We start from the raw sequence: 24,651 nt of genomic DNA on the forward strand, positions 1-24,651 counted from the left end.
AGAGGCTCATGCGCCGATTGCGTCCCGCCGTCGAGGGCCTGTTCGGTGCGCTGTACCGCCTCGAGGTGACCGGGCGCGAGAACGTGCCGGTTGACGGCCCCGTCGTCGTGGTCGCGAATCATATCGGCGTCATCGACGGCCCGCTGGCCGCGTCGCTCGTGCCGCGCCCGGCGCACTTCCTCGTCAAGCGTGCGTACTTCGTCGGCCCGCTCGGGACGCTGCTGAGGCGGCTCGGGCAGATCCCCGTCACGCAGCGCAGCGCCGACCGGGAGGCGATGACGGCGGCGCGCGGCGTCCTGGCGGCGGGTGGTGTCGTCGGCGTGTTCCCCGAGGGCACGCGCGGTGACGGGTCGGTGCAGGCGGTGCACCAGGGCGCCGCGTTCCTCGCGCTCGGTGCGGATGCTCAGATCGTGCCGGTGCGTCTCGTCGGCACGGCCGGGCGCACGCGGGGACGCTGGCCGCGGCTGCGCAGTCGTCTGCAGGTGACGTTCGGGCCGGCGTTCCGCCTCGGTGACGCCGAGGCGGTGGCGGGCGCGACAGGTCGCGCTCGGCTGGCGGCCGCGACGGAGGAACTGCGTGCCCGCCTCGCCGACCACGTGGCGGGTTGAGCCGGATCGTCTCCCCGGGCGCTCGTCGCGAGGGCGTGGCTGGCCGCGAGCGCTCGACTCTGAAAAATCGTGCCCATGCGCGAGAATGGTCTTGTGACGCGCATTCGGGCGCGTCACACGAGACCTCCCCACCCGACGTCACGGCGCGAGCCGCCGCGTCGTCACGTGGCGGGGGAGAGCCTCCGAGCCCGCCGGATCCGGCGGGATACTCCACGATCTGAGGTAATCCGCGTGAGCGACGACCAGTACTTCCCCCACGACGAGCACGACGAGCGAGCCGAGCACGACGACCTGCGCCACGATGCGCCCGCCCCGGACGAGTCGGTCGAGCAGGCGCTGCGCGTCGGGCTCGAGGACTTCGACCTGAGCGACGAGGACCGTGCGCTGCTGTCCGGTGAGGTCGACGAGGACAGCGGCTACGGAGAGGCCGACCTGCGGCCCGTCGTCGCCGTCGTCGGTCGTCCCAACGTCGGCAAGTCGACGCTCGTCAACCGCATCCTCGGGCGCCGTGAGGCCGTCGTCGAGGACGTGCCGGGTGTGACGCGTGACCGTGTCGCGTACGACGCCGAGTGGGTCGGACGCCGGTTCACCCTCGTCGACACCGGCGGGTGGGAGGTCGACGCGAGCGGCATCCACCTGCGCGTCGCCGAACAGGCCGAGGTCGCGATCGAACTCGCCGACGCCGTGATGTTCGTCGTCGACGCCACGGTCGGCGCCACCGACACCGACGAGGCCGTCGTCAAGCTGCTGCGCCGCTCGAAGAAGCCAGTCGTCCTCATCGCGAACAAGGTCGACGACAACCGCTCGGAGGCCGACGCGGCCATGCTGTGGTCGCTCGGCCTCGGTGAGCCGTACCCCGTCTCGTCGCTGCACGGGCGTGGCACCGGTGACGCGCTCGACGCCGTCATCGACCTGCTGCCCGACAAGACCGCCGTCGCCGGCGCGTACCCGCGTGGCGGCCCGCGTCGCGTGGCGCTGCTCGGGCGTCCGAACGTCGGCAAGTCGTCGCTGCTCAACAAGCTCGCGGGGGAGGAGCGCGTCGTCGTCGACAACGTCGCCGGCACGACGCGTGACCCGGTCGATGAGTACATCGAACTCGGCGGCAAGACCTGGCGTTTCGTCGACACCGCCGGCATCCGACGCCGCGTGCACCAGACGCGCGGCGCCGACTTCTACGCCTCCCTGCGCACGCAGACGGCGTTGGAGAAGGCGGAGGTCGCCGTCGTCCTCATCGACGCGGAGCAGAGCATCGCCGAACAGGACGTGCGCGTCGTGCAGCAGGTCATCGACGCCGGCCGCGCGCTCGTCATCGCGTACAACAAGTGGGACAGACTCGACGAGGAGCGCCGCTACTACCTGGAGAAGGAGATCGAGCGCGAGCTCGTCCAGGTGCCGTGGGCGCCGCGCGTCAACCTGTCGGCGAAGACGGGGCGTCACACCGACCGTCTCGTTCCCGCCATCGAGGTCGCCCTCGACTCGTGGGACCAGCGCATCCCGACGGGCCGGCTCAACGCCTTCCTCGGCGAGGTCGTCGCGGCGCATCCGCACCCGGTACGCGGCGGAAAGCAGCCGCGCATCCTGTTCGCGACGCAGGCCTCGACGCGCCCGCCGCGCTTCGTCATCTTCGCCAGCGGCTTCATCGAGGCCGGGTACCGCCGCTTCATCGAGCGTCGCCTGCGCGAGGAGTTCGGTTTCGACGGGACGCCGATCGAGATCAGCGTGCGCGTGCGCGAGAAGCGCAAGCAGCGCTGAGCGGGGCCTACCTTCGAGGGGCGGGCGTGCGCTGTCGCGCGGCGCCTGCCCCAGGATGGCGAGTGACTCACGCGTCGGCGCGTAGTGCGCTGGTAACTCGTGCGTTACCTGCCATGATCGGCGTCCGGCGTCGCACGTCGGGTGAGAATCCCATTCACGGTGAGAGGCAGACGAAGCAGTGTTCGGTTGGAACCACGACTACGAGTACGTCGGCGTCACCCCCGGCATGCGCCCGGCGGACGGCGTGGGCGAGGTGCGCCGCGTCAAGGGTGCGAAGGAGTGGTCGGGTGAGCCGGCCGTGCAGTTCCATCCGCCGCAGGGCGTGAGCGCGGCGATGGCGGGCACCATCGTCGACGGGTCGGTCGACTCGCAGGACATCGGCGCGATGATGATCGACCTGTCGCTGCGCGGCTGGTTCCGCATCGAGAAGCTGCAGCCCGCTGACGGTTCGGCGCCCGCAGCGTCGCCGGCGCCGACGTCGAGGCGGGGTGCCAAGGCGCCGCAGGGTGACTGGGTGTTCATCCAGAACGAGTTTCCTGGCGGCGACGTCATCACGCAGGTCGAGGCCGACTTCCTCAACGCCCTGTTCCCGCCCGGCGTCCGTTACGTGACGCTGCCGCAGATGAAGGCGCAGTTGCGGGGGCCGTTGCGCGACATCGCCGACGGTATGTACCGCGAGACGATTCATCGGGGCTGGTACGAGCGAGACCCGCGCCGCAAGGGTTTCCTGGGGATGGGGCGCTCGCCGCGCACCGCCGACGGCACTGCAGTGCGCATCCAGACGCTCGGGTTCAAGAAATACATCGCGACGGCCGAGGCCAAGCAGATCAAGTTCGAGGAAGCGGCTGACCTGTTCAACCGGTACCTGCCGTACGCCATGGTCTTCGGTCTTGCCGACCGGTGGGCGGGCGTCATCGGTGAGGTTGCGAAGATGGCGCAGCTCGAGGGCTTCGGCAACATCATGGGCGACATCGCCTCTGACCCGTTCTTCTGGATGTTCTACGGCGACGACCTCGTCTTCCTCGGCGCGGAGGCGATCGGCGGAATGGCCGACCTACTCTCGGGCGCCGACGGGCTGTTCGACCTCGGCGGCCTGACGGACGGTCTCGGCGACGTCTTCGGCTCGATCGGTGACGCGGTCGGCGACATCTTCGACTTCTGACGCCGGCCCGTCATCCAGGGGCCGAGCCTGCCCCGATCTCCGGGCGACAGCCAGACGTCGCAGGGCCGGCCGATTGGTCGCCCGGGCCCCGCGTGGGGTATGGTTCATCACGCCCTTCGGGGCTTGCGCCGTCAGGTGCAACGGGCTGTAGCGCAGTTTGGTAGCGCACTTGACTGGGGGTCAAGGGGTCGCAGGTTCAAATCCTGTCAGCCCGACCGAGGACGTTCGGGCCTCACGCGATGGCGTGAGGCCCGAACGTTTCTGTGTTCACCCTCGAGCCTGGTACATGGTGAACCACGGCCTGACGCAGCCCACGGCTCGTCATTACCCGAGCGACGTCATGCCGGCGACGTAGAGCGCCTGGCCGAGGTGCAGCAGCGCGTCCTCCGTGCAGCTGACGAGACGCGCCCCGCGCGTCACGGGCGGATCCCACGACTCATCGACGACGTCGTCGAGGTCTGCGGCGGACATCGAGCTGATGTACGCCTTCTGCGCCGCTACGGCCGCCTCGAGGTGCTCGAACAGCAACGCGACATCCGTGACGACGACCGCCCGCGCCTGCTCAGGGCTGTGGCCGAAGCCGGTCTCGTCATCATCGACATCGAGTCCGAAGCGCGCATCGAAACCCTGTGCCGTCCAGATCGGTTCGTCGCCGGACAACTGCGCGACCTGGGCGTCGATCTCGCGCGCGGTGTGCCACAGCAGCCATGCGATCGAGTTGTCGTGCCCGCCGGGGTGGGCGTTGAGTTTCTCGTGGGTCAGCTGCGGGCGCAGGGACCCGGCCGCGTCGAGGGGGCGCTGTGCGAGGTCGAGCATGAGCGTGATGGCATCCATGGCATCAACGCTACGCCCCCGCTGCAACGACTGCCTATGCTGACGCCATGACGACGCCATCCGCCTCCGAGCGCCCGCCGCGCGACGACGCGCCCGCGTCCGACCTGCCCTGGTACCGCGAGGTGAGCGGGCCGCAGTGGAAGGCGTTCTGGGCCGCCTGGCTCGGCTACCTGCTCGACGGATTCGACTTCGTCATCATCACGCTCGTGCTGACGGAGGTCGCCGACGAGTTCCACCTGTCGACGGTGCAGGCGACGACGCTCATCAGCGCGGCGTTCGTCTCCCGCTGGTTCGGCGGGCTCGTCCTCGGCGCCGTCGCCGACACGATCGGGCGCCGGCAGGCGATGGTCGCAGCGATCGTGACGTTCTCCGTCGGCTCTGCGCTGTGCGCCGTCTCGACCGGCTACCTCATGATGTTCGTCGCGCGTCTGCTCATCGGGTTCGGCATGGCGGGGGAGTACTCGGCGAGCGCGACGTACGTCATCGAGTCGTGGCCGCAGCACCTGCGCAACAAGGCGTCCGCGTTCCTCATCAGCGGCTTCTCGATCGGCGGGGTGCTCGTCGCGCAGCTGTACCGCTTCGTCGTCCCGGCGTGGGGATGGCGGGCGCTGTTCGCGCTCGGGCTCGTGCCGATCGTCCTCGCACTGTGGCTGCGGCGCGCGCTGCCCGAACCCGCGGACTTCGAACACGCCAAGCGCAGCGGCGACCTCGACGCAGCCCCCGACATGTTCACGACGCTCTACCGCGGCCGTCGCGCGGCGCTCAATGTCGTCCTGACGCTGGTGGTGTTCGCGGCGCTGCTCGTCATCTTCACGGGCCACTCGAGCGGCGCGCTCATGACGACGGTGCTCGCGCTCATGACGGCCGCGACATTCGTGTGGTTCCTCGTCCAGTTCGAGCCCGAGCGCTGGCCGACGGCGCTCGGCGTCACGCTCGTCGTGTTCACCGTGTTCTTCTTCGCGTGGCCCATCACCGCGCTGCTGCCGACGTACCTCAAGACGGAGCTGCACCTCAGCGCCGCGACCGTCGGTGACGTGCTGTTCTGGTCTGGTTTCGGTACGGCCGCCGGCGCCGTCCTGGCTGGGTTCACCGGCGACCGCTTCGGCACGACGCGCGCCTACTGGGGCAGCCTCGCCCTGTCGATCCCGTTGCTGTGGCCCATCTTCACGATGAGCGGCTCCCACGTCGTCCTCATCGGCGTCATGCTCTTCGTCCAGCAGTGCTTCGGTTCGGGCGTCGGCGGGCTCGTGCCGAAGTGGATGGTCAGCTGGTTCACGCTCGACAAGCGCGCGGCCGGGCTCGGCTTCACCTACAACGTCGGCGCACTCGGCGGCGCCATCTCACCCGTCGTCGGAGCGCAGCTCGCCGGACGCATGCCACTCGGATCGGCGCTCATGACGCTGTCGGCGACGTTCACCGGCGTCGTCATACTGCTCGTCGCGCTCAAGTTCCCGCTGCGCCTGCAGCGACTCATCCGCCCGAGCGCCGTGCGCCCCGAGGACGGCAGCGACATCGTCACTCGCGCGACGTCACAGGCGGTCTGAGGCATCACGTGCCCCGGAGACCCGCCTCAAGCCGGGCGGCGGTAGCTCACGGAGAACGTGTCACCCGTGCGGCTGATCCCGCTGGGGACGGCGAGTGCGGCGCCGGTGCTCATCGTGATGCGTGTCGACGGCCAACCGGCGAGGTTGCGCGTGCCGTCCTTGCCCTTGGCGTAGACGCTGGAGAAGGTGGGGGAACCGACGTTCGCGAGCGCGCGGGCCCGGCCGTCCGCGCCGCTCGTGCGTTCGAGCACCGCTTCGGCCACGCCGCGCGGTGCCGCACTCGTGCGGTCCGTGCCGACGCAGTCGTTCGTGCGTCAGTTGCACAGCGTGAAGTACGAACGGCCTTCCTTCGCCGCGTAGCGCACCGTCACCTCGACCGCATCGCCGGGCGCGACCGCCAGGTTCGTGATGCGTTCCTGCGCGCGGCTCGGGTAGGTCTCGATCCACGGGTAATAGCTCGTCTTCCACTTCGTGCAGTGCCCGCGCGTGACGGCGGTGCAGACGACATCGGACTCCGTTCCTGCCTGCACGAGCTCGCCCTGCTTCGCGGTGCCTCCGCCGAGCCCGACCCACATGGCCGAGTACCCGTCGCGCCCCGGCCACGTTGCCTTGGGCACGATCCAGGTGCCGTGGATGCTCTCAGGGCCGGCGATACTCGCCTGGTATCCCGCCCAGTTCGCGTACGCGGCGGGCTTGACGGGCGCCGGGCGTACCGTCGCCTTCGGGCGGACCATGACGCTGCTGTCGGGCGTCGCCTGCTTGGGCGCGGCGTGCGCAGCTCGCGCCGTCGTCGTGGGCGTGCTCTTGGCCCCACGCACCGTCGCCGGCTTCGTCGAACCCTTCGTCGCGGTGGAGACGTGGCGCGCTGACGAGGGCGTCGCGGTCATGTTCTTCTCGCCGGTGCTCTTCGGCGTCGCCTTCTTCGGCGCAGCGTTCTTCGACGTGGCACTCGCGGCGGGCTGGGCGGGGTGCGAAGCACCCGCCATGGCGGACGGCGCGCTCAGCGCGGCGATGGCTGCGACGACGCTCGCGGAGGCGAGCGTGCGGTGGCGAATGGACAAGACCTGTCACTCCTTCGGATGGACGGCTGGTCCCCTCCAACCTATCCACGCAGGCACCGGGCGCCACCGGCGGCGCGCCGAGGCCCGAGGCGCGGATGGCGACGGCCCCCTGTTCACGGGTGGCGCGTCGTGTTCGCCTCCGGGCGTCATCGGACCTAGGGTGGCACCGTGAGCGAGACCCGGGATCCGACGAGTCGCGTGTGGACGGTGCCGAACGCGCTGTCGATGCTGCGGCTGCTCGGGGTGCCCCTGTTCGTGTGGCTGCTGCTCGCCCATCACGACGGTGTGGGTCTCGTCGTCCTCATGATCGCCGGGTTCACCGACTACGCCGACGGCAAGATCGCCCGCAGGTTCCACATGGAATCGCGTCTCGGCGCGCTGCTCGACCCTGCGGCCGACCGGCTCTACATCGCCGCGACGATCGTCTGCCTCGCGATCCGCGGCATCCTGCCGCTGTGGGTCGTGCTCGCCCTCGTGGCGCGCGAGCTGTTCATCCTCGCTCTCGCGCCGACGGTGCGCCGTCACCGGCTGCCGTTGCCGCCCGTGCACTTCATCGGCAAGGCCGCGACGTTCAACCTCCTCTACGCCTTCCCGCTGCTCGTCGTCGCACAGTTCGACGGCACCGTCGGGGATGTCGCCGCTCCGATCGCGTGGGCGTTCGTCATCTGGGGCGTGACGCTGTACTGGCTCGCCGGGCTGCTCTACGCCGTGCAGGTGAGGGAGATGGTCAACGCCGTTCGAGCCCCGCAGGCCGCACGGTGACGCGCCTTCACTGGCGCCGCCACGAACGTCCGGGCGCCGCGCCGCGCGAGGTCGAGGTGCGTGACCCCGCGGCGAGCATGGCGCTCATCTTCGATGCGATGCGTCACCCCATCGACCCCTCGTACGCCGACTCGGCGGCGCGCCGCGAGGCCCAGGGCGCGCCTGCGCGCAGCTGGCGACGCTCACCGCTGCTCATCATCTCCCTGCTGCTCATCGGCCTCATGGTCGGCGCCGCCGCGCACGCGCTGCGCGTGCCCCGCGCCGTCGCGCAGGATCGGCACGCACAGCTCGTCGACCAGATCGAGACGAAGCAGAGCGACAACGACGACGCCTCCGCCGAGCTCACGCGGCTGCGCGACGACGTCGCGTCGGCGCAGAAGGGCGCTCTCGATCGTCAGTCGCAGGCGGGGCTGAAGAAGACGCTCGACGACGCGACGCGGACGGCGGGCCTCGCCGAGGTTCGCGGCCCGGGCGTCGTCATGACGGTGTCGAACCCCGACACCAAGGGCGCCGACTCGGCTGACAGCGATCCACGCACCGGGAACGCCGCGGACGCGGTCACCTCGACCGACCTGCAGCAGCTCGTCAACGGGTGGTGGCGGGCCGGCGCCACCGGTATCGCCATCAACGGCCAGCGCGTCACGTCGATGACGGCGATCCGGTTCGCGGGCTCGGCCGTCCTCGTCAACTTCCGTCCGCTCGCGCCGCCGTACGAGATCAGCGTCATGGGACCAGACGACATGCAGAAGACCTTCACCGGCTCGTTCGCCGACCAGTACGCCGCGAGTCTGCGCAAGTCCGGTTTCGGCGTGACGAGCAACGCCTCGAACGACGTCGACCTGCCCGCCCTCGACAGCGTGCACGTCACGCACGCCCGCATCGTTCCCTGACGCACCACCCCCGAGGAGAACACGTTGTTACCTGCCATCGGACTCGCAGTCGGCCTCGCCCTCGGGCTGTGGCTGCACCCCGACGTCCCCGTGTGGATGCAGCCGTACCTGCCGATCGCCGTCATCGCCGCGCTCGATGCGCTGTTCGGTGGTCTGCGCGCGGCGCTCGACGGCATCTTCGACGACAAGGTCTTCGTCGTGTCGTTCCTGTCGAACGTCGTCGTCGCAGCGTTCATCGTCTTCCTCGGCGACCAGCTCGGCGTCGGCAGTCAGCTGTCGACGGGTGTCGTCGTCGTTCTCGGCTTGCGCATCTTCACGAACGTCGCCTCCATCCGTCGTCACATCTTCAAGGCATGAGTGCCCCCGGCATGCGCACACCTGCTGACGAGCCCGCGACCCCGCGTGAGACGACGCCCGAGGGGCAGCTCGACGCTCAGGCCCCGCACGGGTCCGAGCCTCGGGCCGAGAACCCCTGGGGCGAGAACTCCTCAGACGCGGGCTCGCCGCCCCAGGCGCACCACCGTCCGTGGAAGCGGTTCGCGTTCGGCGGCCCCGGCACCGGCGTCGGGACCCTCGCGGCGTCCGTGCTCGCGCTCGGGCTGGGCTTCGCCGTCATGACGCAGGTGCGTCAGCACGAGAAGTCCGGCCTGGACAACCTGTCGCAGTCCGACCTCGTGGCGCTGCTGTCGACCGTGCAGGATCAGTCGGCGCGCCTCGAGACGGAGCTGGGCGACCTGCGCGAGAGCAAGTCGAAGCTGGCCTCCGGCGGTGACCGCGCCGCCGTCGAGGACGCACAGAAGCGACTCGACCAGATGCGCATCCTCAACGGCAGCGTCGCCGTCAGCGGCCCCGGCATCACGATCAGCGTCGAGGGCGGTGAGAAGGTGACGTCCGCGAACGTGCTCGACGCCGTGCAGGAACTGCGGGACGCGGGCGCCGAGTCGATCGACGTCGGCGGTCACCGCGTCATCGCCTCGACGTGGTTCTCGGACGTCGACGGATCGGCCGGCGTGCAGGGCGACAAGCTGCCCTCGACGTTCACGATCACGGCCATCGGCGATCCGCACACGATGAGCACCGCAATGGCCATTCCGGGTGGTGTGACGGATACGCTGACACAAGCAGGCGCCCGGGTTAAGGTCACCGAGGGCGCCACGAACAAGATCACCTCGATCGCCGGGGCGAAGTGAACCCCACCGTGTTCGCCGACACCACGACGACCAACCAAGGAGAGTCATGAGCGATCTTCAGTACCCCGCCGACCTGCGCTACACCGAGGACCACGAGTGGGTGGCCGACAAGGGCGAGGGCACAGTGCGCGTCGGCATCACGTCGTACGCCCAGGACGCTCTCGGTGACGTCGTCTACGTCAGCCTGCCGGCCGTCGGCGACACCGTCACCGCCGGTGAGTCGTGCGGCGAGGTCGAGTCGACGAAGTCGGTCAGCGACCTGTACTCCCCGCTCGACGGCGAGATCGTCGCCGTCAACGACACGCTGGACGCCGAGCCGGGCACGGTCAACACCGACCCGTACGAGTCGGGTTGGATGTTCGAGATCCGCGTCTCCGACGCCTCCGCCGTCGAGGCCCTCATGGACGTCGAGGCCTACCGCGCCTCGCTCGACTGAGCTCCTCGAGGAGGAGATCACCCGGCGATTGCACGACGATCGCCGGGTGACGGTATTCTGACCAACAGTTCCGAGCCCTCCAGCCCTTCGCGGCTGAGGCGAGATCCACGAACGGCGTCATCGCGGCGCGGGGGTGCACACCATGGTTGACGAGCAGAACACCTACGTCGGTGACGCCACGACGATCGGCGTCCCCGGCTCGCACGAGGCCGCTGCGACCTTGTCGACGGAGGCGCCGCGCAGCCTGTCGCCCGCCGACCAGGCCATGGTCGAGGCGTTGCGCCCGAACACCGCCCTGCTCATCGCCCTCAGCGGGCCCAACGCCGGGGCGCGCTTCCTGCTCGACGCCGCCGAGGTCAGCGCCGGGCGTCACCCGAAGAGCGACATCTTCCTCGACGACATCACCGTCTCGCGACGTCACGCGATCTTCGTGCGTGACGAGGATGGCTACAGCGTGCAGGACATCGGCTCGCTCAACGGCACGTACGTCGCGCGTCAGCTCGTCGACCAGGCGAAGCTGCGCACCGGTGACGAGGTCATGATCGGCAAGTACCGTCTCACCTACTACGCGGCCCCGACGAAGGCCTGAGGGCTTCACGCATGGCGCACGGTCTCACGATCAGCGGTGTTCTCGACGAACTGCGCGAGGAGTTTCCCGACCTCACCGTCTCCAAGGTCCGTTTCCTCGACGCGCAGGGGCTCGTTTCGCCGAAGCGCTCCGATTCGGGCTACCGCCGCTACTCACACGAGGACATCGACCGCCTCCGCTTCGTGCTCCGCGCGCAGCGTGACCGCTTCTGGCCGCTCAAGGTCATCCGTGACGCCCTCGACGCCTACGATCGCGGTCTCACCCCGGACGAGGACGTCATGGCGAGTGCCGTGCCCGCCGTCCCCGCTCAACACGTCGACGAAGACGTCCCGAGCGAGGAACAGCTCACGGCCGCGCCCCGCGAGAACCTGTCGCTGACGCGCGACGAACTGGCCCGTGGGGCTCAGGCGAGCACCTCGCTCATCGACGACCTCGTGACCTTCGGCCTCATCCGCGCTGATTCCGGTGGTCACTTCGACGCCGACGCACTCGCCGTCGCGACAGCTGCTGCCGGGCTCGCTGAGTTCGGTGTGCAGGCCCGTCACCTGCGTCCGTTCCGCCTCGCCGCCGACCGTGAGGTCGGTCTCGTGGAGCAGGTGCCGCTGCGTGACACGACGCAACGCGTGACGATCGCTCAGCGCGCTCTCGCGCTGCACATCGCGCTCGTCAAGGCTGGCCTGCGTCACTGACGGTGCTCGCCACGCCCCGAGCGCGAGCGACCGGCACGCGCCGATGCGGCGTCGAGGGAGTAGCGTGGTCGTCGTGAAACGCGCTGAGATCGCCGGAATCCGCATGGACGTCCCCACCGCAAGCCCCGTGCTGCTGCTGCGGATCGAATCGGGCCCCATCCACGTCCCATTGTGGATCGGTTCGTCCGAGGCCTCCATCATCGCCCTGTACGCCGAGGGCGTCGAAGCGCCCCGCCCGCTGACGCACGATCTGCTCCTCGACGTCGCCGCCGCCTCCGGTCGCGCCCTCGACCACGTCGAGATCTCGCGTCTCGTCGACGACGTCTTCGAGGCGAGCCTCGTCTTCGACGACGGCGGCCGCGTCGATGCGCGCGCGAGTGATGCCGTGGCCCTCGCCGTGCGCGCCCAGACGCCGATCCTCGTCGATGACGCTGTCGTCACCGCCGCTGGGCTCGAGGTGGCCGACGAGCAGGAGGAAGAGGTCGAGAAATTCCGCGAATTCCTCGACCAGGTGAGCGCCGACGACTTCGAGGAACCGGGCGAATGAGTTAACCCTCAACTTAACGTTGAGCTGTAGCGCAGGGGTGGAACTCACCGTCGACTCGAACGTGAATGTTCGTGATCAGACCGTGATGGCGCGTCATGACGGGAAATCTTTCCGGCGTGTCGCGTGTCGAATCGTTGCCCGGCGCGACCCGCGCCCGTACCGTTGAGGGAGTCAAGAGGGCGTGCTGCACGTGCTCACGTCTTTGTTCTTCCAGGAGGTCGCCGTGGTCAGCACCGGCAAGGCGCACGAATCGCAGAAGCAGGTTCATGCGCCGCTCGATGCGGATGTCAGCCGTACCGCAGCGCTCGACGACGCTACGCTCGGCTACCGCGGCCCCGCCGCCTGCCGCGCGGCGGGCGTCACCTACCGTCAGCTCGACTACTGGGCCCGCACGGGTCTGCTCGAGCCGTCGGTGCGCAACGTCAGCGGCTCCGGCCACCAGCGTCTGTACTCGTTCCGCGACGTCCTCGTCCTCAAGGTCATCAAGCGCCTGCTCGACGCGGGTGTCTCCTTGCAGCAGATCCGGGTCGCCGTCGCGGCGCTACGCGACCACGGCGTGCGCGAGCTGGCGGGCATCACGCTGATGTCCGATGGCGCGTCCGTGTACGAGTGCACGAGCGACGACCAGGTCATCGACCTGCTGCGCGGCGGCCAGGGTGTGTTCGGCATCGCGCTCGGCTCGGTCTGGCGTGAGGTCGAGGGCACCCTCGCCGAACTGCCGAGCGAGCGCCCCGACGCCACCGAGATGGCCGAGCACCCCGGCGACGAGCTGCGCCGCCGTCGCGTCGCGAAGAAGGCCGGCTGACCGCCTCTTTTCGTCCGTTCGAGTACCCGATACCCGCGAGGGGTGTCGGGTACTGTGGTGTTCGCTGTCGAACCTGGCGGGAGAGACCTGTTGCCGCGAGCACGGGCGCCGAAGGGGCAAGCCTCCCCGCAACCTCTCAGGCGAAGTGGACCGTCCAGGTGAAGCAACTCTGGAGCGCGTGCGTGTGACAGAGGGGGAGTAGCCAGCCAAACGGCTGGCCGTCACCCACGACGTGTCACGGGAGTCCTCCATGACCAGCGAATCGCTCGCCCCCTTCGTCGCCCGCCACATCGGCCCCGGCGACGACGATCTCGACCACATGCTCGAAACGATCGGTGCGAGCTCGCTCGACGATCTCATCGCGCGTGCGGTGCCGCAGACGATCGCGCAGCAGCGCCCCCTCGCCCTCGACGCCGCGCCGTCGGAGGCCGCCGTCCTCGCCGAGTTGCGGGAGAAGGCGTCGCGCAACGCAGTGCTCACCTCGATGATCGGCCTCGGCTACTACGGCACGCACACCCCGGGCGTCATCAAGCGCAACATCCTCGAGAACCCGGCCTGGTACACCGCCTACACGCCGTACCAGCCGGAGATCAGCCAGGGCCGCCTCGAGGCGCTGCTCAACTTCCAGACCGTCGTCACCGACCTCACAGGGCTCGCGACGGCCGGTTCGTCGCTGCTCGACGAGGCGACCGCCGTCGCCGAGGCGATGACGCTGATGCGCCGCGTCAGCAAAGCGCCCAAGGATGCGGTGCTCCTGGTCGACGCGAAGGTCATGCCGCAGAGCATCGCCGTGACGCAAACCCGCGCGACGCCGCTCGGGCTCGACGTCATCGTCGCCGACCTGCGCGGTGTCGACTCGCCCGAGGCCCTCGTCGAGGCGGCCGGTGGTCGCAGCGTGTTCGGCGTCGTCGTCCAGTACCCGGCGGCGGACGGTCAGATCGTCGCGTGGAAGAAGCTCGCCGACGCCGCGCACGAGCACGGCGCCCTCATCACCGCCGCGACGGACCTGCTCGCGCTGACGCTGCTCGCCTCGCCCGGTTCGTGGGGAGCCGACGTCGCCGTCGGCAGCTCGCAGCGCTTCGGAGTCCCGATGGGTTTCGGTGGCCCGCACGCCGGATTCATGGCCGTCCGCTCCGGGCTGGAGCGCAACATGCCGGGTCGCCTCGTCGGCGTCTCGGTGGACGCGGACGGCAACCAGGCGTACCGCCTCGCGCTGCAGACGCGTGAGCAGCACATCCGCCGCGAGAAGGCGACGTCGAACATCTGCACCGCCCAGGTGTTGCTCGCCGTCATGGCGTCGATGTACGCCGTCTACCACGGCCCTCAGGGGCTGAAGGCGATCGCCGAGCGCGTCCACGAGACCGCTCGCCGCCTCGCGACGGCGCTGCCGAAGGCCGGCCTCGAGGTCGAGCACGACACGTTCTTCGACACCCTCGCGGTGCGCGCCGAGGGCCGCGCCCAGTCGCTCGTCGACTCGGCCCTCGAGCACGGCGTCAACGTGTGGAAGGCCGATGACGACACCGTCTACGTCAGCCTCGACGAGACGACGAGCGAGGACGAGCTCGACGCGCTCGGCGCCGCATGGGGCTTCCGCGCCCGTGAGGCGGCGGAGAACACGGCGTGGCCGAAGGAGATCGAGCGCACGGAGGAATACCTCACGCACCCGGTGTTCAACAGCCACCACAGCGAGACCGCGATGCTGCGCTACCTGCGTCGCCTCGCCGACCGCGACTACGCGCTCGATCGCGGCATGATCCCACTCGGTTCGTGCACGATGAAGCTCAACGCCACGACCGAGATGGAAGCGGTGACGTGGCCCGAGTTCGCTCACCTGCACCCGTTCGCGCCCGCCAACCAGAACGAGGGCATCCGCGAGCTCATCGCCGACCTCGAGGGCTGGCTGTGCGAGATCACCGGCTACGACGACATCTCGTTGCAGCCGAACGCCGGCTCGCAGGGTGAGTTCGCCGGCTTGCTCGCGATCCACGCCTACCACGAGGCGAACGGTGAGGGGCACCGCAACATCTGCCTCATCCCCGCCTCGGCGCACGGCACGAACGCGGCGTCGGCCGTCATGGCGGGCCTCAAGGTCGTCGTCGTCAAGACGGCCGCTTCGGGTGAGGTCGACCTCGACGACTTCAAGGCCAAGCTCAAGGAGCACGGCGAGAACCTCGCGGCCATCATGATCACCTACCCCTCGACGCACGGTGTGTTCGAGGACACGATCACCGAGATCTGCAGCCTCGTCCACGAGGCCGGTGGCCAGGTGTACGTCGACGGCGCCAACCTCAACGCGATGGTGGGGCTCGCTCAGCCGGGCAAGTTCGGCGGCGACGTGTCGCACCTCAACCTGCACAAGACGTTCTGCATCCCGCACGGCGGCGGTGGCCCCGGCGTCGGCCCGGTCGCGGTGCGTGAGCACCTCGCGCCGCACCTGCCGAACCACCCGCTGTTCGCGGAGGCCGGTCCCGCCACGGGCGTCGGCCCGATCTCGGCGGCGCCGTTCGGCTCGGCGAGCATCCTGCCGATCTCGTGGGCGTACGTGCGTCTCATGGGCGGCGAGGGGCTGACGAAGGCGACGCAGATGGCCGTCGTCAACGCCAACTACGTCGCGAAGCGTCTGCGAGAGGCCTACCCGGTGCTCTACGCGGGTTCCGACGGTCTCGTCGCGCACGAGTGCATCCTCGACCTGCGTCCGCTGACGAAGGAGTCGGGCATCACCGTCGACGATGTCGCCAAGCGCCTCATCGACTACGGCTTCCACGCCCCGACGATGAGCTTCCCCGTCGCGGGCACGCTCATGGTCGAGCCGACTGAGTCGGAGTCGCTCGAGGAGCTCGACCGCTTCGTCGACGCGATGCTCGCCATCCGCGCCGAGATCCAGGACGTCATCGACGGCAAGGTCGCCGCCGACGAGTCGGCCCTGCGTCACGCGCCGCACACCGCGGAGTCGTTGACGAGCGACTGGGAGCACCCGTACGAGCGTCGCGACGCCGTCTACCCGGGCTCGACCGACCCGCGCAGCAAGTACTGGGCGCCCGTTCGTCGCATCGACGGTGCGTACGGCGACCGCAACCTCATCTGCTCCTGCCCGGCGCCCGAGGCGTACGAGGACTGATGCCGCGCTGAGGCGCTGCCCCTGACAACGTCGCGACGAACGGCCGCTCACCCTCGGGGTGAGCGGACGTTCGTCGTCTGCTGCCGTCAGGCGCGTTCGGGCACGAGGTCGCCGGTGCCGGCGCGGTGGCGGTAGTCCTCGAGGAAGTCAGCGATGCGTCCGATGGCCTCTTCGAGCACGTCGACGTCGGGCAGCGTGACGAGTCTGAAGTGGTCGGGGGCGACCCAGTTGAAGCCCGTGCCGTGCGTGACGAGGATCTTCTTGGCCCGCAGGAGGTCGATGACGAAGTCCTGGTCGTTGTCGATCGGGTAGATCTCGGGGTCGAGGCGCGGGAAGGTGTAGAGCGAGCCCATCGGCTTGACGCAGCTGACGCCGGGGATCTCGTTGAGCATTCGCCAGGCCAGCATCGATTGCTCGTAGAAGCGGCCGTCAGGTCCGATGAGCTCGCTGATCGACTGGTAGCCGCCGAGCGCGGTCTGGATGGCGTGCTGCGCGGGCACGTTGGCGCACATGCGCATGTTGGCGAGCAGCGTCAGACCCTCGAGGAAGTCCTCGGCGAGGTGCTTCGGCCCGGAGATCATGACCCAGCCGGCGCGGTAACCGCACACGCGGTAGGCCTTGGACAGGCCGCTGAAGGTGAGGCACAGGACGTCGTCGCCCGCGAACGTCGCGGCGTGGTGGTGCACAGCGTCCTCGAACAGGATCTTCTCGTAGATCTCGTCGGCCATGACGACGAGGTCGTGGCGGCGCGCGATGTCGACGAGGCCGCGCACGACATCCTCGGAGTAGACGGCGCCCGTGGGGTTGTTCGGATTGATGATGACGATGGCGTGGGTGTTCTCGGTGATCTTCGACTCGATGTCCGCCAGATCCGGGTTCCAGCCGTTCTCCTCGTCGCACAGGTAGTGCACGGGCGTACCGCCGGTGAGGGAGACCGCACCGGTCCACAGCGGATAGTCGGGGGCGGGCACGAGGATCTCGTTGCCGTCGTCGACGAACGCCTGCAGCACCATCGTGATGAGCTCGGAGACGCCGTTGCCGATGTAGACGTCCTCGACCTGCGTGTCCTTGAGGCCGCGGCTCTGGTAGTACTGCGCGACGGCCGTGCGCGCCGAATAGATGCCGCGGCTGTCGCTGTAGCCCTGCGCGTGGTGCAGGTGGTGCTTCATGTCCGCGAGGATCGCCTCCGGCGCCTCGAATCCGAACGGCGCCGTGTTGCCGATGTTGAGCTTCAGGATCTTGTGACCCTCGGCCTCGAGCCGCTGCGCCTCCTCCAGGATCGGGCCACGCACGTCGTAGCGGACGTTCTGGAGCTTGTTCGACTGTCGGATCGCACGCATGAGCACAGGTTTTCACACCGCGTCGCTCAGGGCGTGGTAGACACGGCATTCGGGACGGCGGCGTGCCCCGGCGCGGACGTCGTCCGCACGCTCGAGCCCTCGGAGGTCTTGACGACCTCGACGTGCGTGGGGATGCGGGCGCGCAGTTCGGTGACGTGGCTGACGACGCCGACGAGCCGTCCGCCCTCTCGCAGCGAGTCAAGCACTTCCATGACCTGCTCGAGCGTGTCCTGATCGAGGCTGCCGAACCCCTCGTCGACGAACAGCGTGTGCAGTTCCAGGCCGCCTGAGTCGGCGCGCACGGCGTCGCCGAGGCCGAGGGCGAGGGCGAGGGAGGTCATGAACGCCTCGCCGCCTGAGAGCGTGGCGGTGTCGCGTGAGCGCCCCGTCCACGCGTCGACGACGAGCAGCCCGAGGCCGCTGCGCTGGTTGCCCTTGGCTCGTTCGTCGGTGTAGCGCAGCTGGTAGCGCCCGTCCGTCATCGTCGCCAGACGTTCGTTGGCCATCTGCGTGACCGTCTCGAGGTGCGCCGCGAGCACGTAGCTCGTCAGCCGCATGCGGCGGGTGTTCTCGCCGGTGCCGGTGAAGCTCGCAGCGAGTTCGGCCGTCTCTGCGGCGCGCTCGGCCATCGGCAGATAGGTGCGGACGGCGTCGGCCACCTTGTGGCGCACCGAGTCGAGCACGGCCTGAGTCTGCTGCCACTTGACGGCGACCGTCGTGGCCTCCTGGGCCCGGCGGGTCAGCACCTCGGCACGCTGGGCGAGCCGCGCCGGATCGGCGGCCGGGGTGAAGGCTGCGATGCGCACCTGCTCGTCCTCGAGGCTCGTCTGTGCCGCGGCGACCCGGCGGACGGCGTCGTTCCAGGTGGCGTCGAGGCGGGCGCGCTCGTCCTCGGGCAGGGCCAGTGCGCGCGCCTGTTCGATCGTGTCGTGCCCGGCGACGGCGAGTTCGTCCGCCACGGCCTGGGCGGCACTGCTGGCGGCCTGCTCCGCGTGCTGAGCGTCGCGCTGGGCGCGCTCGACGTCATCGATGAGGCGTCGACGCTCGGTGACGGCCGCCAGCGCCGCCGCGACGAACGACGGCTCGAGCGGTGCGGGAGAGCCGGGCTGGTCTTTCGCCTCCTCGGCGCGCGCGCCGAGCCCGTCGGCGACTGCCTCCATACGTTGCGCCGACATCAGCGACCCCGGCGGCGTCGAGACCGCCGCCGGGCTCGACGGCTGCTGCGACTGGTACGAACCCGTCCCGGAGGCCGCGCTGCGCGGCGCCCACTCGACGCCGAGAGCGGCCAGGGTGGCCGACGGGACCGCCTGTAGCGCAGTGTTGAGGACGCCGAGCGCGTGCTCCGTGGCCGTTCGAGCCTCACCAACGGCGCTCTGCGCTCCCACGGAACGCTCCTCGGCCGCGCTCAGCGCGGAAAGTTCCTTCGTGTGGGCGGCTTCTGCGCTCGAGAGCGCCGCGCGTGCTTGGGTTGCTTCAGCAGACAGTGCAGCGGCCGTCGTCGTGAGGTCGGTGAGCGCGCGCGTGACGGCGTCGGCCAAAGCCTCGCAGGCCCGCGCGTCTTCGGCCGGTGCATCGTCGTTCCGCTCATCGTCGGCTTGGGCGCCACCGTCAAGCGAAGCATCGTGGTTCTGTACGTCGCCGGCCGGCGTGCCGTTGTCGCCCGGAACGTCGGCCGCCAGGACGACGTCCTTTCGTGCGTCGTCATCATCGTCGGTTCTGAGCCATGTCCTCAGCGCGTCGGCGTGGCCCAGGCGGCGCGCGGTGGTCTCGACGTGGTCGAGGTGACGTAGCTGCGCCGGGTCATCGTGCGCGCGTGCCGTCGACAGATCGTCGGCGAGCGCCTCGACCGCGACGCGCAGTTCGTCGTGATGCACGGTCACGGCCTCGTCGAGGTGCCTCAGGCGTTCACGGGCCGCGCTCGCGGAGGCGCCGGCGCGCAGCCGGGCCGCGTCGGCCTCGCCGGCCCGCTGCTCGGCCTGCTCGATCTGCTCCGCGCCGGGAGCGTCATCGGCGGGGCTCGCCGGGCTCGGGTGCGTGGCTGAACCGCACACGGGGCACGGTTCGTCAGGTGCGAGAGCTGCACCCAGTTCGCCCGCGATGCCGGTCAGACGCGCCTCGCGCAGCCGCAGCACTTCGCGCTCCGCCGCCGCGTGGGCGCGTACGGCTTCGGTCTCGCGCTGCTCGGCCTTCGCGAGGGCGTGGGCCAGCTCAGGGCGACGCGCCGCCTCACGGCGCAGTCGCGCCAGGGCAGCCCGCGCATCTGACGGGTCAGGCAGCGTCGCCACGAGCGTCGCGACCTGGTCGTGCTGCTCGCCGGCGCGCGTCACGGCCCCTTCGGCCCGCGTGGTCGCCGCCTGGGCCTCGGCGAGCCGCGCCTCGGCGTCCTGCAGCTGCGCCACTGCACGAACCTCGCGCGTCTGCGCCGATGCCACATCGCGTGCGCTCGACTCGGCGTGACGCAGCGCGTCACTCACCGCCTCGAACCAGCCGTCGGTGAGCTCGGGGGAGGGCCAGCCACTCTCGGGCACGTGCACGCCCCGTTCGCGCAGCGCCGTCTCGGCCCGCGTGACGGCCTCCACCGCGCGTTCGGCATCCGCAGCCGCGGCGCCGGCGCGCGCGTGCAGCCTCAGCGCCCCGGCCACAGACGCCGCGTCGTCGAGGGTGCGGCGCACCGAAGCCAGCCGGTCGGCGGGCCATTCGGCGATGACGTCCGCCGCCTCCTGGGCGCGTGCGCGCAGCAGGGTGCGGGCGGCTTCGTCGTCGGCGGCACGGCTCGCACGTCGCGCGCGCACCTCACTGGTGCGCGCCGCGTGCTCGAGCGCGTCGCGGCGTTCGGTGACCTCACGGACGACGGCGCGCAGACGCTCGGGTAGCTCGGGTACGTCCGCGCTGACGGCGTCGGCGCTCGGCGCATCGACGCTGACGTCGAACGGCGCCTCGAGGGGCTCGTCGAGGCGGGCGAGCGCGTCGTCGATGATCGTCAGGTGGCTGCGGATGCGTTCGAGTGACGCGTCGCGCTCGCGGGCACGCTGATTCTTCGCCTCCGTGAACCACGTCTCGACGGCGTCGAACCGGCTGACGTCGAAGAGGCGTTCGAGCAGGACGCGGCGATCTTCCGGCTTGGCGCGCAGGAATTGAGCGAACTCGCCCTGTGGCAGCAGCACCACCTGCGCGAACTGCTCGAGTCGCATGCCCAGGGTGTCGCTCATCATGTCCGCGGCCTCGTCGATGCGCTGCGAGACGAGATGCCATGCGTTGTCGCGCCACTGGCTGAGAAGCACCGACGCCTGACGCGTCGTCGTGCCCGTGCCGCGGCGTTTGGGCGCCTCCCACTGGGGGGTGCGCTGCACCCGCCAGCGGGTGCGTCCGACGCTGAACTCGAGCTCGACGCGCGGCTCGGCGAACGGTTCGGCGTGGTGGCTGCGCAGGCTCTGACGCAGCGACTTGCGGGCGCCGGGCACGTCGCCGAACAGCGCGAACGCGATGGCGTCGAGCAGCGAGCTCTTGCCGGAGCCGGTGGGACCGTTGATGAGCAGGATGCCCTGATCGAGGGCGTCGAAGTCGATGTGCTCGCGCCCGGGGAAGGGCCCGAACGCCTCGAGGGTGAGCGAGTGCAATCTCATCGCAGGGCCTCCAGGTCGAACATCGAGCCGTCGTCGCGCATGGTCTCGGCGTCGTGGCGGTTCGCCGCGGCGACGGCGTGGCCGATGGCGGTGCGTTCAGTCGCGTTGGGACCGCGTCCCCCGCGCACGTGGGCGAGGAAGTCGCAGCACAGCTCGACGTCGTCGCGCCCGGCGAGGCGCTCGGCGTACGTGAGCGGCGCATCATCCTTGCGGGCCGATTCGAAGGAGAGCCGCAGGGTGTGCGGGAAGCGGGCTCGCAGCCGATCCATCGCCGCGGCCGGCCGAATCTCATCGGTCAGCGTCACCTGGCACCAAGCCGCCTCGGCATGGGCGAGTGCGGGCTCGGCGAGCAGGTCGTCGAGTTCGCCGACGAGCGTCGCGAGCGGGCGGTGCACGGGCGCCTCGATGAATTCCCCACGCGCGGCACCACGTGTGACGTCGATGAGCCACGTGCCCTTCGTGTGGCCTGCCTCGCTGAACGACATCGCGACGGGGCTGCCGCTGTAGCGCACGTGCTCTTCGAGCGTCTGCGGGCCGTGCAGGTGCCCGAGCGCGGCGTAGTCGAAGCCTGACACGACGGACGTGGGTACCTGGCCGAGGCCACCGACGCTGATGTCGCGCTCTGAGTCGCTCGTCGTCGCCCCGGCGAAGTACGCGTGCGCCATCGCGACGACGGGCGCGCCGTTGTCAGGCACCTGGGCTCGCGAGCGCGCGACCGCCTCGCTCAGCACCGCCCGATGCGTTCCCTCATCGAGGCCGAACACGCCCGCAGCTACCGACGGTTCGAGGTAGGGCAGCGCGACGACGTGACCGGCGATCTCGTCGCTGCCGCGCCGCGGCACCGCCACCGGCCGGGTGATGCCCTCATAGGCGGCGCGGATGTGCAGACCCGCATGCTCCATGATGCGCGAGCCGAAGTTGAGCCGGGACGCCGAGTCGTGGTTGCCGGAGGTGACGACGACGCGAGCGCCGGTGTCGAGCAACCGCCACAGGGCGTCGTCGAGCAGTTCGACGGTGCGCGGGTTGGGCAGCGCCCGGTCGTACACGTCTCCGGCGACGAGGACGGCGTCGACCTGCTCGTCGCGCGCGAGGTCGACGAGATGGTCGAAGTAGGCGGAGTGAGCCTCACCGAGGCCCTCGCCGTGGAACGAGCGGCCCAGGTGCCAGTCGGACGTGTGCAGGATGCGCATGTCTCACACGCTAGAGGTGAGCGCCGACAATCGCGGAATCCCGCGGAAGAAGCAGCCTGAATCGACGTCACACAGCTCGTGCGACCAGGGCACAGGACGCAGGTACGACCTCAGACCGACGGCAGGTGCGTCGTGTTCCACGAGGCGATCGTCGGGATTCCGTGGTGCGTGTCGAGGGCGCACACGGCGCCGGCGTCGAGCTGCAGCGACGCCGCGAAGCGCGGCTGCTGACGCAGGTACGCGGCGGCGAGGATGCGCAGCAGGTGCCCGTGGGCGACGAGGATGACGTCGCCCTGCTCCAGCAGCGGATGCACCCGTGCGAGCACGTGCGAGGCGCGCGCGGCGACGTCCTCGACCGTCTCACCCGGGGTCTCGCCAGGGATGACGCCGTCGGCGAAGATCTCCCAGTCGTACCCGACCTCCTCACGGATCTGCGGCGTCGACTTGCCCTCGTAGCCGCCGTAGTCCCACTCGCGCAGGTCGTCGTCGATCTCGAGGTTCTGCAGCCCGATGAGTTCGGCCGTGCGCCGCGCGCGCAGCAGCGGGGAGACGAACTCCGCGACGAAGTGGTGTCCGGAGAGCGCCTGCCCGGCCGCCCGCGCGACGGCCTCCCCGGCGGGCAGCAACGGCAGATCGGTGGTGCCGGTATGGCGCCCGTCACGTGACCACTGCGTCTCGCCGTGGCGCACGAGCACGAGGCGTCCGGAGTCGGGGCGGGGGGCGTTGGGGCTGGCTGCGTCGGGCACGCCTGTCAGCCTAGTGGCACGATGGTCGCATGAGCGCCAACGACCCCCACCGCAGCGTCAGCATCTCCCGCACGAGCGCTGGACGCTTCGTCGCGACGAACGCGCGCGGCGGCACCCTCGAGTTCGGCTCGGGTGACGACACCGACTTCACGCCCGTCGAGCTGTTGCTCACCGCGATCGCCGGGTGCAGCGCCATCGATGTCGACATCTTCACCACGCGCCGCAGCGAGCCGACGCAGTTCGACGTCGTCGCCGAGGGCGACAAGGTGCGCGACGAGCAGGGCAACCACATGGGCCCGATCGACGTGACGTTCACCGTCCGTTTTCCCGAGGGCGACGGCGGCGACGCCGCGCGCAAGGTCTACCCGGAGACGGTCGAGTTGTCCCACGAGAAGCTGTGCACCGTCAGCCGCACGGTCGTGCTGCCCACCGAGGTGAGGATGCACGTCGCCGAATGACGGCCGCGGTGGCGGCGGCGCCCTGACGCTGTCCCCGGACCCGCTGCCCGGACGCGTTCTTGCCGCGCGTCGTCCCACGAATCGGACCCTGCGGATCGGGTGGGTGCGAATCCCCATCCGACCTCGTCGCCCGTGCCATAGTGTGCGGGCTGCTGTCGAGAGCCAGGGAGATGCGTCGGTGGACAAGATCACGCTCACCCATGACGTCCCGGTGCCGCCGGCGGCCGCGTTCTACCTGTTCGTCGGCGAGATCGGCCAGTGGTGGCCGCCGCTGCAGACGCCTGACCCCGCGCGTCATGCGGGCGTCGTCATCGAGGCCCGTCCGGGCGGGACCGTCAGCTTCCGAATCGGCGGCGAGGATCGCGCGTGGGGCGAGGTCGTCAGCGTCGACCTGCGGTCGTCGATCGTCTTCGACTGCTGGCGCCGCGGCGAGCATCGTCATCCGAGCCGCGTCAGCGTCCGGTTCAGCGACAGCGAATGGGGCACCCGCGTCACCTTCGAGCACGACGGTTGGGACGACGACAACGCAGGCGCGCGCGCCCGGTACGGCGACTGGCCGCTCATCCTCGCCGAGTTCGTCGCCCACACCCGCCGTCATGCGCGGGGGATCAGGGTGGCGGCGCGTGATCCGCGCGGCGTAGCCTGAGGCATGGCGCTCTTCCTCGACATCCACCCCCAGAACCCGCAGCCGCGCACCGTTCGTCAGGTCGTCGACGCTCTGCGTGACGGCGCGCTCATCGCCTACCCGACGTCGTCGGGTTTCGCTCTCGGTTGCGCGCTCGGCAACGCCGAGGGCAAGGAGCGCATGGTCCGCATCCGGCACCTCGACGCCAAGCACGACTTCACGCTCGTGTGCGAGGACTTCGCACAACTCGGTCAGCTCGTACAGCTCAACAACGCCGCGTTTCGGGCGATCAAGGCCTCGACGCCGGGGCCGTACACGTTCATCCTGCCGGCGACGGCGGAGGTGCCGCGCAAGCTCGTGCACCCGAAGAAGAAGACGGTCGGGGTGCGTCTCGACGACCATCCGATCGCGCGTGCCATCGTCGCGGAGTTGGGCGAGCCGCTGCTGTCGACGTCGCTCATTCTGCCCGACCAGGACGAGCCGTTCACCTACGGCTGGGCCGTCAAGGACGCACTCGACCACGAGGTCGACATCGTCATCGATGCCGACGAGGTCGAGCCGCGCCCGACGAGCGTCATCGACTACACGGACGCGGCGCCGACCGTGGTGCGCGTCGGTGCCGGCGACGTCGCGCGCTTCGAGGGCTGACGCCGCGTCGCCGCGCGAAGGCGCCTGGAACAAG

24 protein-coding genes, 1 tRNA gene and 1 riboswitch are annotated in these 24,651 nt (G+C 70.0%); of the genes, 18 read left to right on the forward strand and 7 right to left on the reverse strand.

The genetic code is table 11. The annotated features are described in order from the left end of the window. Positions 1-8 precede the first annotated feature (8 nt). The 4 genes from ABH936_RS01655 (at position 9) to ABH936_RS01670 (ending at position 3,737) form a co-directional block, all read left to right on the forward strand. Positions 9-608 carry a lysophospholipid acyltransferase family protein gene (locus ABH936_RS01655; protein ID WP_404602307.1) on the forward strand — a complete coding sequence of 200 codons (600 nt, stop codon included), beginning with the start codon at positions 9-11 and terminating at the stop codon, positions 606-608. Positions 609-899: 291 nt separating this feature from the next. After that, positions 900-2,360, forward strand: coding sequence for a ribosome biogenesis GTPase Der (der, locus tag ABH936_RS01660; protein ID WP_404602379.1), 1,461 nt, complete (start codon positions 900-902; stop codon positions 2,358-2,360). A 178-nt stretch (positions 2,361-2,538) separates the two neighbouring features. Beyond that, the gene (locus tag ABH936_RS01665; protein WP_404602309.1) at positions 2,539-3,522 is read left to right on the forward strand and encodes a DUF2207 family protein; all 984 of its coding nucleotides are present in this window, start codon (positions 2,539-2,541) and stop codon (positions 3,520-3,522) included. A gap of 141 nt (positions 3,523-3,663) precedes the next feature. Further along, positions 3,664-3,737, forward strand: a tRNA-Pro gene (locus ABH936_RS01670). A gap of 109 nt (positions 3,738-3,846) precedes the next feature. Here ABH936_RS01670 and ABH936_RS01675 read toward each other — a convergent pair. Beyond that, positions 3,847-4,356, reverse strand: a complete 510-nt coding sequence (locus ABH936_RS01675) for a DinB family protein (RefSeq protein ID WP_404602311.1) — start codon at positions 4,354-4,356, stop codon at positions 3,847-3,849. A 47-nt stretch (positions 4,357-4,403) separates the two neighbouring features. Here ABH936_RS01675 and ABH936_RS01680 point away from each other — a divergent pair, with 47 nt between their 5' ends. Further along, positions 4,404-5,900, forward strand: coding sequence for a sialate:H+ symport family MFS transporter (locus tag ABH936_RS01680; protein WP_404602313.1), 1,497 nt, complete (start codon positions 4,404-4,406; stop codon positions 5,898-5,900). A gap of 26 nt (positions 5,901-5,926) precedes the next feature. Here the strand turns inward: ABH936_RS01680 and ABH936_RS01685 are convergent, their stop codons facing one another. Both ABH936_RS01685 and ABH936_RS01690 read right to left on the reverse strand, forming a co-directional pair. Next, positions 5,927-6,151 (reverse strand): hypothetical protein, encoded by a 225-nt coding sequence (locus tag ABH936_RS01685; RefSeq protein WP_404602315.1) that lies wholly within the window; start codon positions 6,149-6,151, stop codon positions 5,927-5,929. A 63-nt stretch (positions 6,152-6,214) separates the two neighbouring features. Beyond that, positions 6,215-6,961, reverse strand: coding sequence for a G1 family glutamic endopeptidase (locus tag ABH936_RS01690; protein ID WP_404602317.1), 747 nt, complete (start codon positions 6,959-6,961; stop codon positions 6,215-6,217). Positions 6,962-7,129: 168 nt separating this feature from the next. Here ABH936_RS01690 and ABH936_RS01695 point away from each other — a divergent pair, with 168 nt between their 5' ends. The 10 genes from ABH936_RS01695 (at position 7,130) to gcvP (ending at position 15,987) form a co-directional block, all read left to right on the forward strand. Continuing rightward, entirely contained in the window at positions 7,130-7,723 is a 594-nt protein-coding gene (locus ABH936_RS01695) for a CDP-alcohol phosphatidyltransferase family protein (RefSeq protein WP_038568009.1), read from the forward strand. Then, positions 7,720-8,613 carry a DUF881 domain-containing protein gene (locus ABH936_RS01700; RefSeq protein WP_038568011.1) on the forward strand — a complete coding sequence of 298 codons (894 nt, stop codon included), beginning with the start codon at positions 7,720-7,722 and terminating at the stop codon, positions 8,611-8,613. The genes ABH936_RS01695 and ABH936_RS01700 overlap by 4 nt, the downstream gene beginning before the upstream one ends. Before the next feature lie 24 nt (positions 8,614-8,637). Next, entirely contained in the window at positions 8,638-8,970 is a 333-nt protein-coding gene (locus ABH936_RS01705) for a small basic family protein (RefSeq protein ID WP_006943348.1), read from the forward strand. After that, positions 8,967-9,803, forward strand: a complete 837-nt coding sequence (locus ABH936_RS01710; RefSeq protein ID WP_051805853.1) for a DUF881 domain-containing protein — start codon at positions 8,967-8,969, stop codon at positions 9,801-9,803. Before ABH936_RS01705 ends, ABH936_RS01710 begins: the two co-directional genes overlap by 4 nt. A 46-nt stretch (positions 9,804-9,849) precedes the next feature. Beyond that, positions 9,850-10,239, forward strand: coding sequence for a glycine cleavage system protein GcvH (gene gcvH, locus ABH936_RS01715; protein WP_006943367.1), 390 nt, complete (start codon positions 9,850-9,852; stop codon positions 10,237-10,239). Between the two features lie 142 nt (positions 10,240-10,381). Next, positions 10,382-10,828, forward strand: coding sequence for an FHA domain-containing protein (locus tag ABH936_RS01720; RefSeq protein ID WP_040014173.1), 447 nt, complete (start codon positions 10,382-10,384; stop codon positions 10,826-10,828). 11 nt (positions 10,829-10,839) lie between these two features. Next, entirely contained in the window at positions 10,840-11,517 is a 678-nt protein-coding gene (locus ABH936_RS01725; protein WP_281711122.1) for a MerR family transcriptional regulator, read from the forward strand. A gap of 43 nt (positions 11,518-11,560) precedes the next feature. Next, entirely contained in the window at positions 11,561-12,064 is a 504-nt protein-coding gene (locus tag ABH936_RS01730; RefSeq protein WP_404602322.1) for a bifunctional nuclease family protein, read from the forward strand. 223 nt (positions 12,065-12,287) lie between these two features. Beyond that, on the forward strand, positions 12,288-12,869 hold the full coding sequence (locus ABH936_RS01735) for a MerR family transcriptional regulator (protein WP_006943345.1): 582 nt from the start codon (positions 12,288-12,290) through the stop codon (positions 12,867-12,869). A gap of 67 nt (positions 12,870-12,936) precedes the next feature. After that, a riboswitch (glycine riboswitch) is annotated at positions 12,937-13,033 on the forward strand. Positions 13,034-13,119: 86 nt separating this feature from the next. Then, positions 13,120-15,987, forward strand: a complete 2,868-nt coding sequence (gcvP, locus tag ABH936_RS01740; protein ID WP_404602324.1) for an aminomethyl-transferring glycine dehydrogenase — start codon at positions 13,120-13,122, stop codon at positions 15,985-15,987. A gap of 86 nt (positions 15,988-16,073) precedes the next feature. Here gcvP and ABH936_RS01745 read toward each other — a convergent pair whose 3' ends face one another. The 4 genes from ABH936_RS01745 to ABH936_RS01760 form a co-directional block, all read right to left on the reverse strand. Then, on the reverse strand, positions 16,074-17,327 hold the full coding sequence (locus ABH936_RS01745; RefSeq protein ID WP_038570839.1) for a pyridoxal phosphate-dependent aminotransferase: 1,254 nt from the start codon (positions 17,325-17,327) through the stop codon (positions 16,074-16,076). Positions 17,328-17,353: 26 nt separating this feature from the next. After that, the gene (locus ABH936_RS01750; protein WP_404602326.1) at positions 17,354-20,950 is read right to left on the reverse strand and encodes an AAA family ATPase; all 3,597 of its coding nucleotides are present in this window, start codon (positions 20,948-20,950) and stop codon (positions 17,354-17,356) included. After that, a complete protein-coding gene (locus ABH936_RS01755) occupies positions 20,947-22,140 on the reverse strand; it encodes an exonuclease SbcCD subunit D (protein WP_404602328.1) in 1,194 nt (397 codons plus the stop codon). Before ABH936_RS01755 ends, ABH936_RS01750 begins: the two co-directional genes overlap by 4 nt. Positions 22,141-22,250: 110 nt before the next feature. Beyond that, positions 22,251-22,886 (reverse strand): histidine phosphatase family protein, encoded by a 636-nt coding sequence (locus ABH936_RS01760; RefSeq protein WP_239302939.1) that lies wholly within the window; start codon positions 22,884-22,886, stop codon positions 22,251-22,253. 29 nt (positions 22,887-22,915) lie between these two features. On the opposite strand from ABH936_RS01760, the gene ABH936_RS01765 reads away from it, so the two are divergent. From ABH936_RS01765 to ABH936_RS01775, 3 genes are all read left to right on the forward strand, one after another. After that, positions 22,916-23,344, forward strand: coding sequence for an OsmC family protein (locus tag ABH936_RS01765; RefSeq protein WP_239302940.1), 429 nt, complete (start codon positions 22,916-22,918; stop codon positions 23,342-23,344). Between the two features lie 178 nt (positions 23,345-23,522). Then, complete coding sequence (locus ABH936_RS01770) at positions 23,523-23,990, forward strand: SRPBCC domain-containing protein (protein WP_160126199.1); 468 nt, start codon at positions 23,523-23,525, stop codon at positions 23,988-23,990. A 3-nt stretch (positions 23,991-23,993) separates the two neighbouring features. Further along, positions 23,994-24,617, forward strand: coding sequence for an L-threonylcarbamoyladenylate synthase (locus tag ABH936_RS01775; RefSeq protein WP_074039237.1), 624 nt, complete (start codon positions 23,994-23,996; stop codon positions 24,615-24,617). Positions 24,618-24,651: the final 34 nt, after the last annotated feature.

Origin of the sequence: Dermacoccus sp. GAS27A (assembly GCF_044909235.1) — a bacterium.
In the GTDB taxonomy this organism is placed as follows: domain Bacteria; phylum Actinomycetota; class Actinomycetes; order Actinomycetales; family Dermatophilaceae; genus Dermacoccus; species Dermacoccus nishinomiyaensis.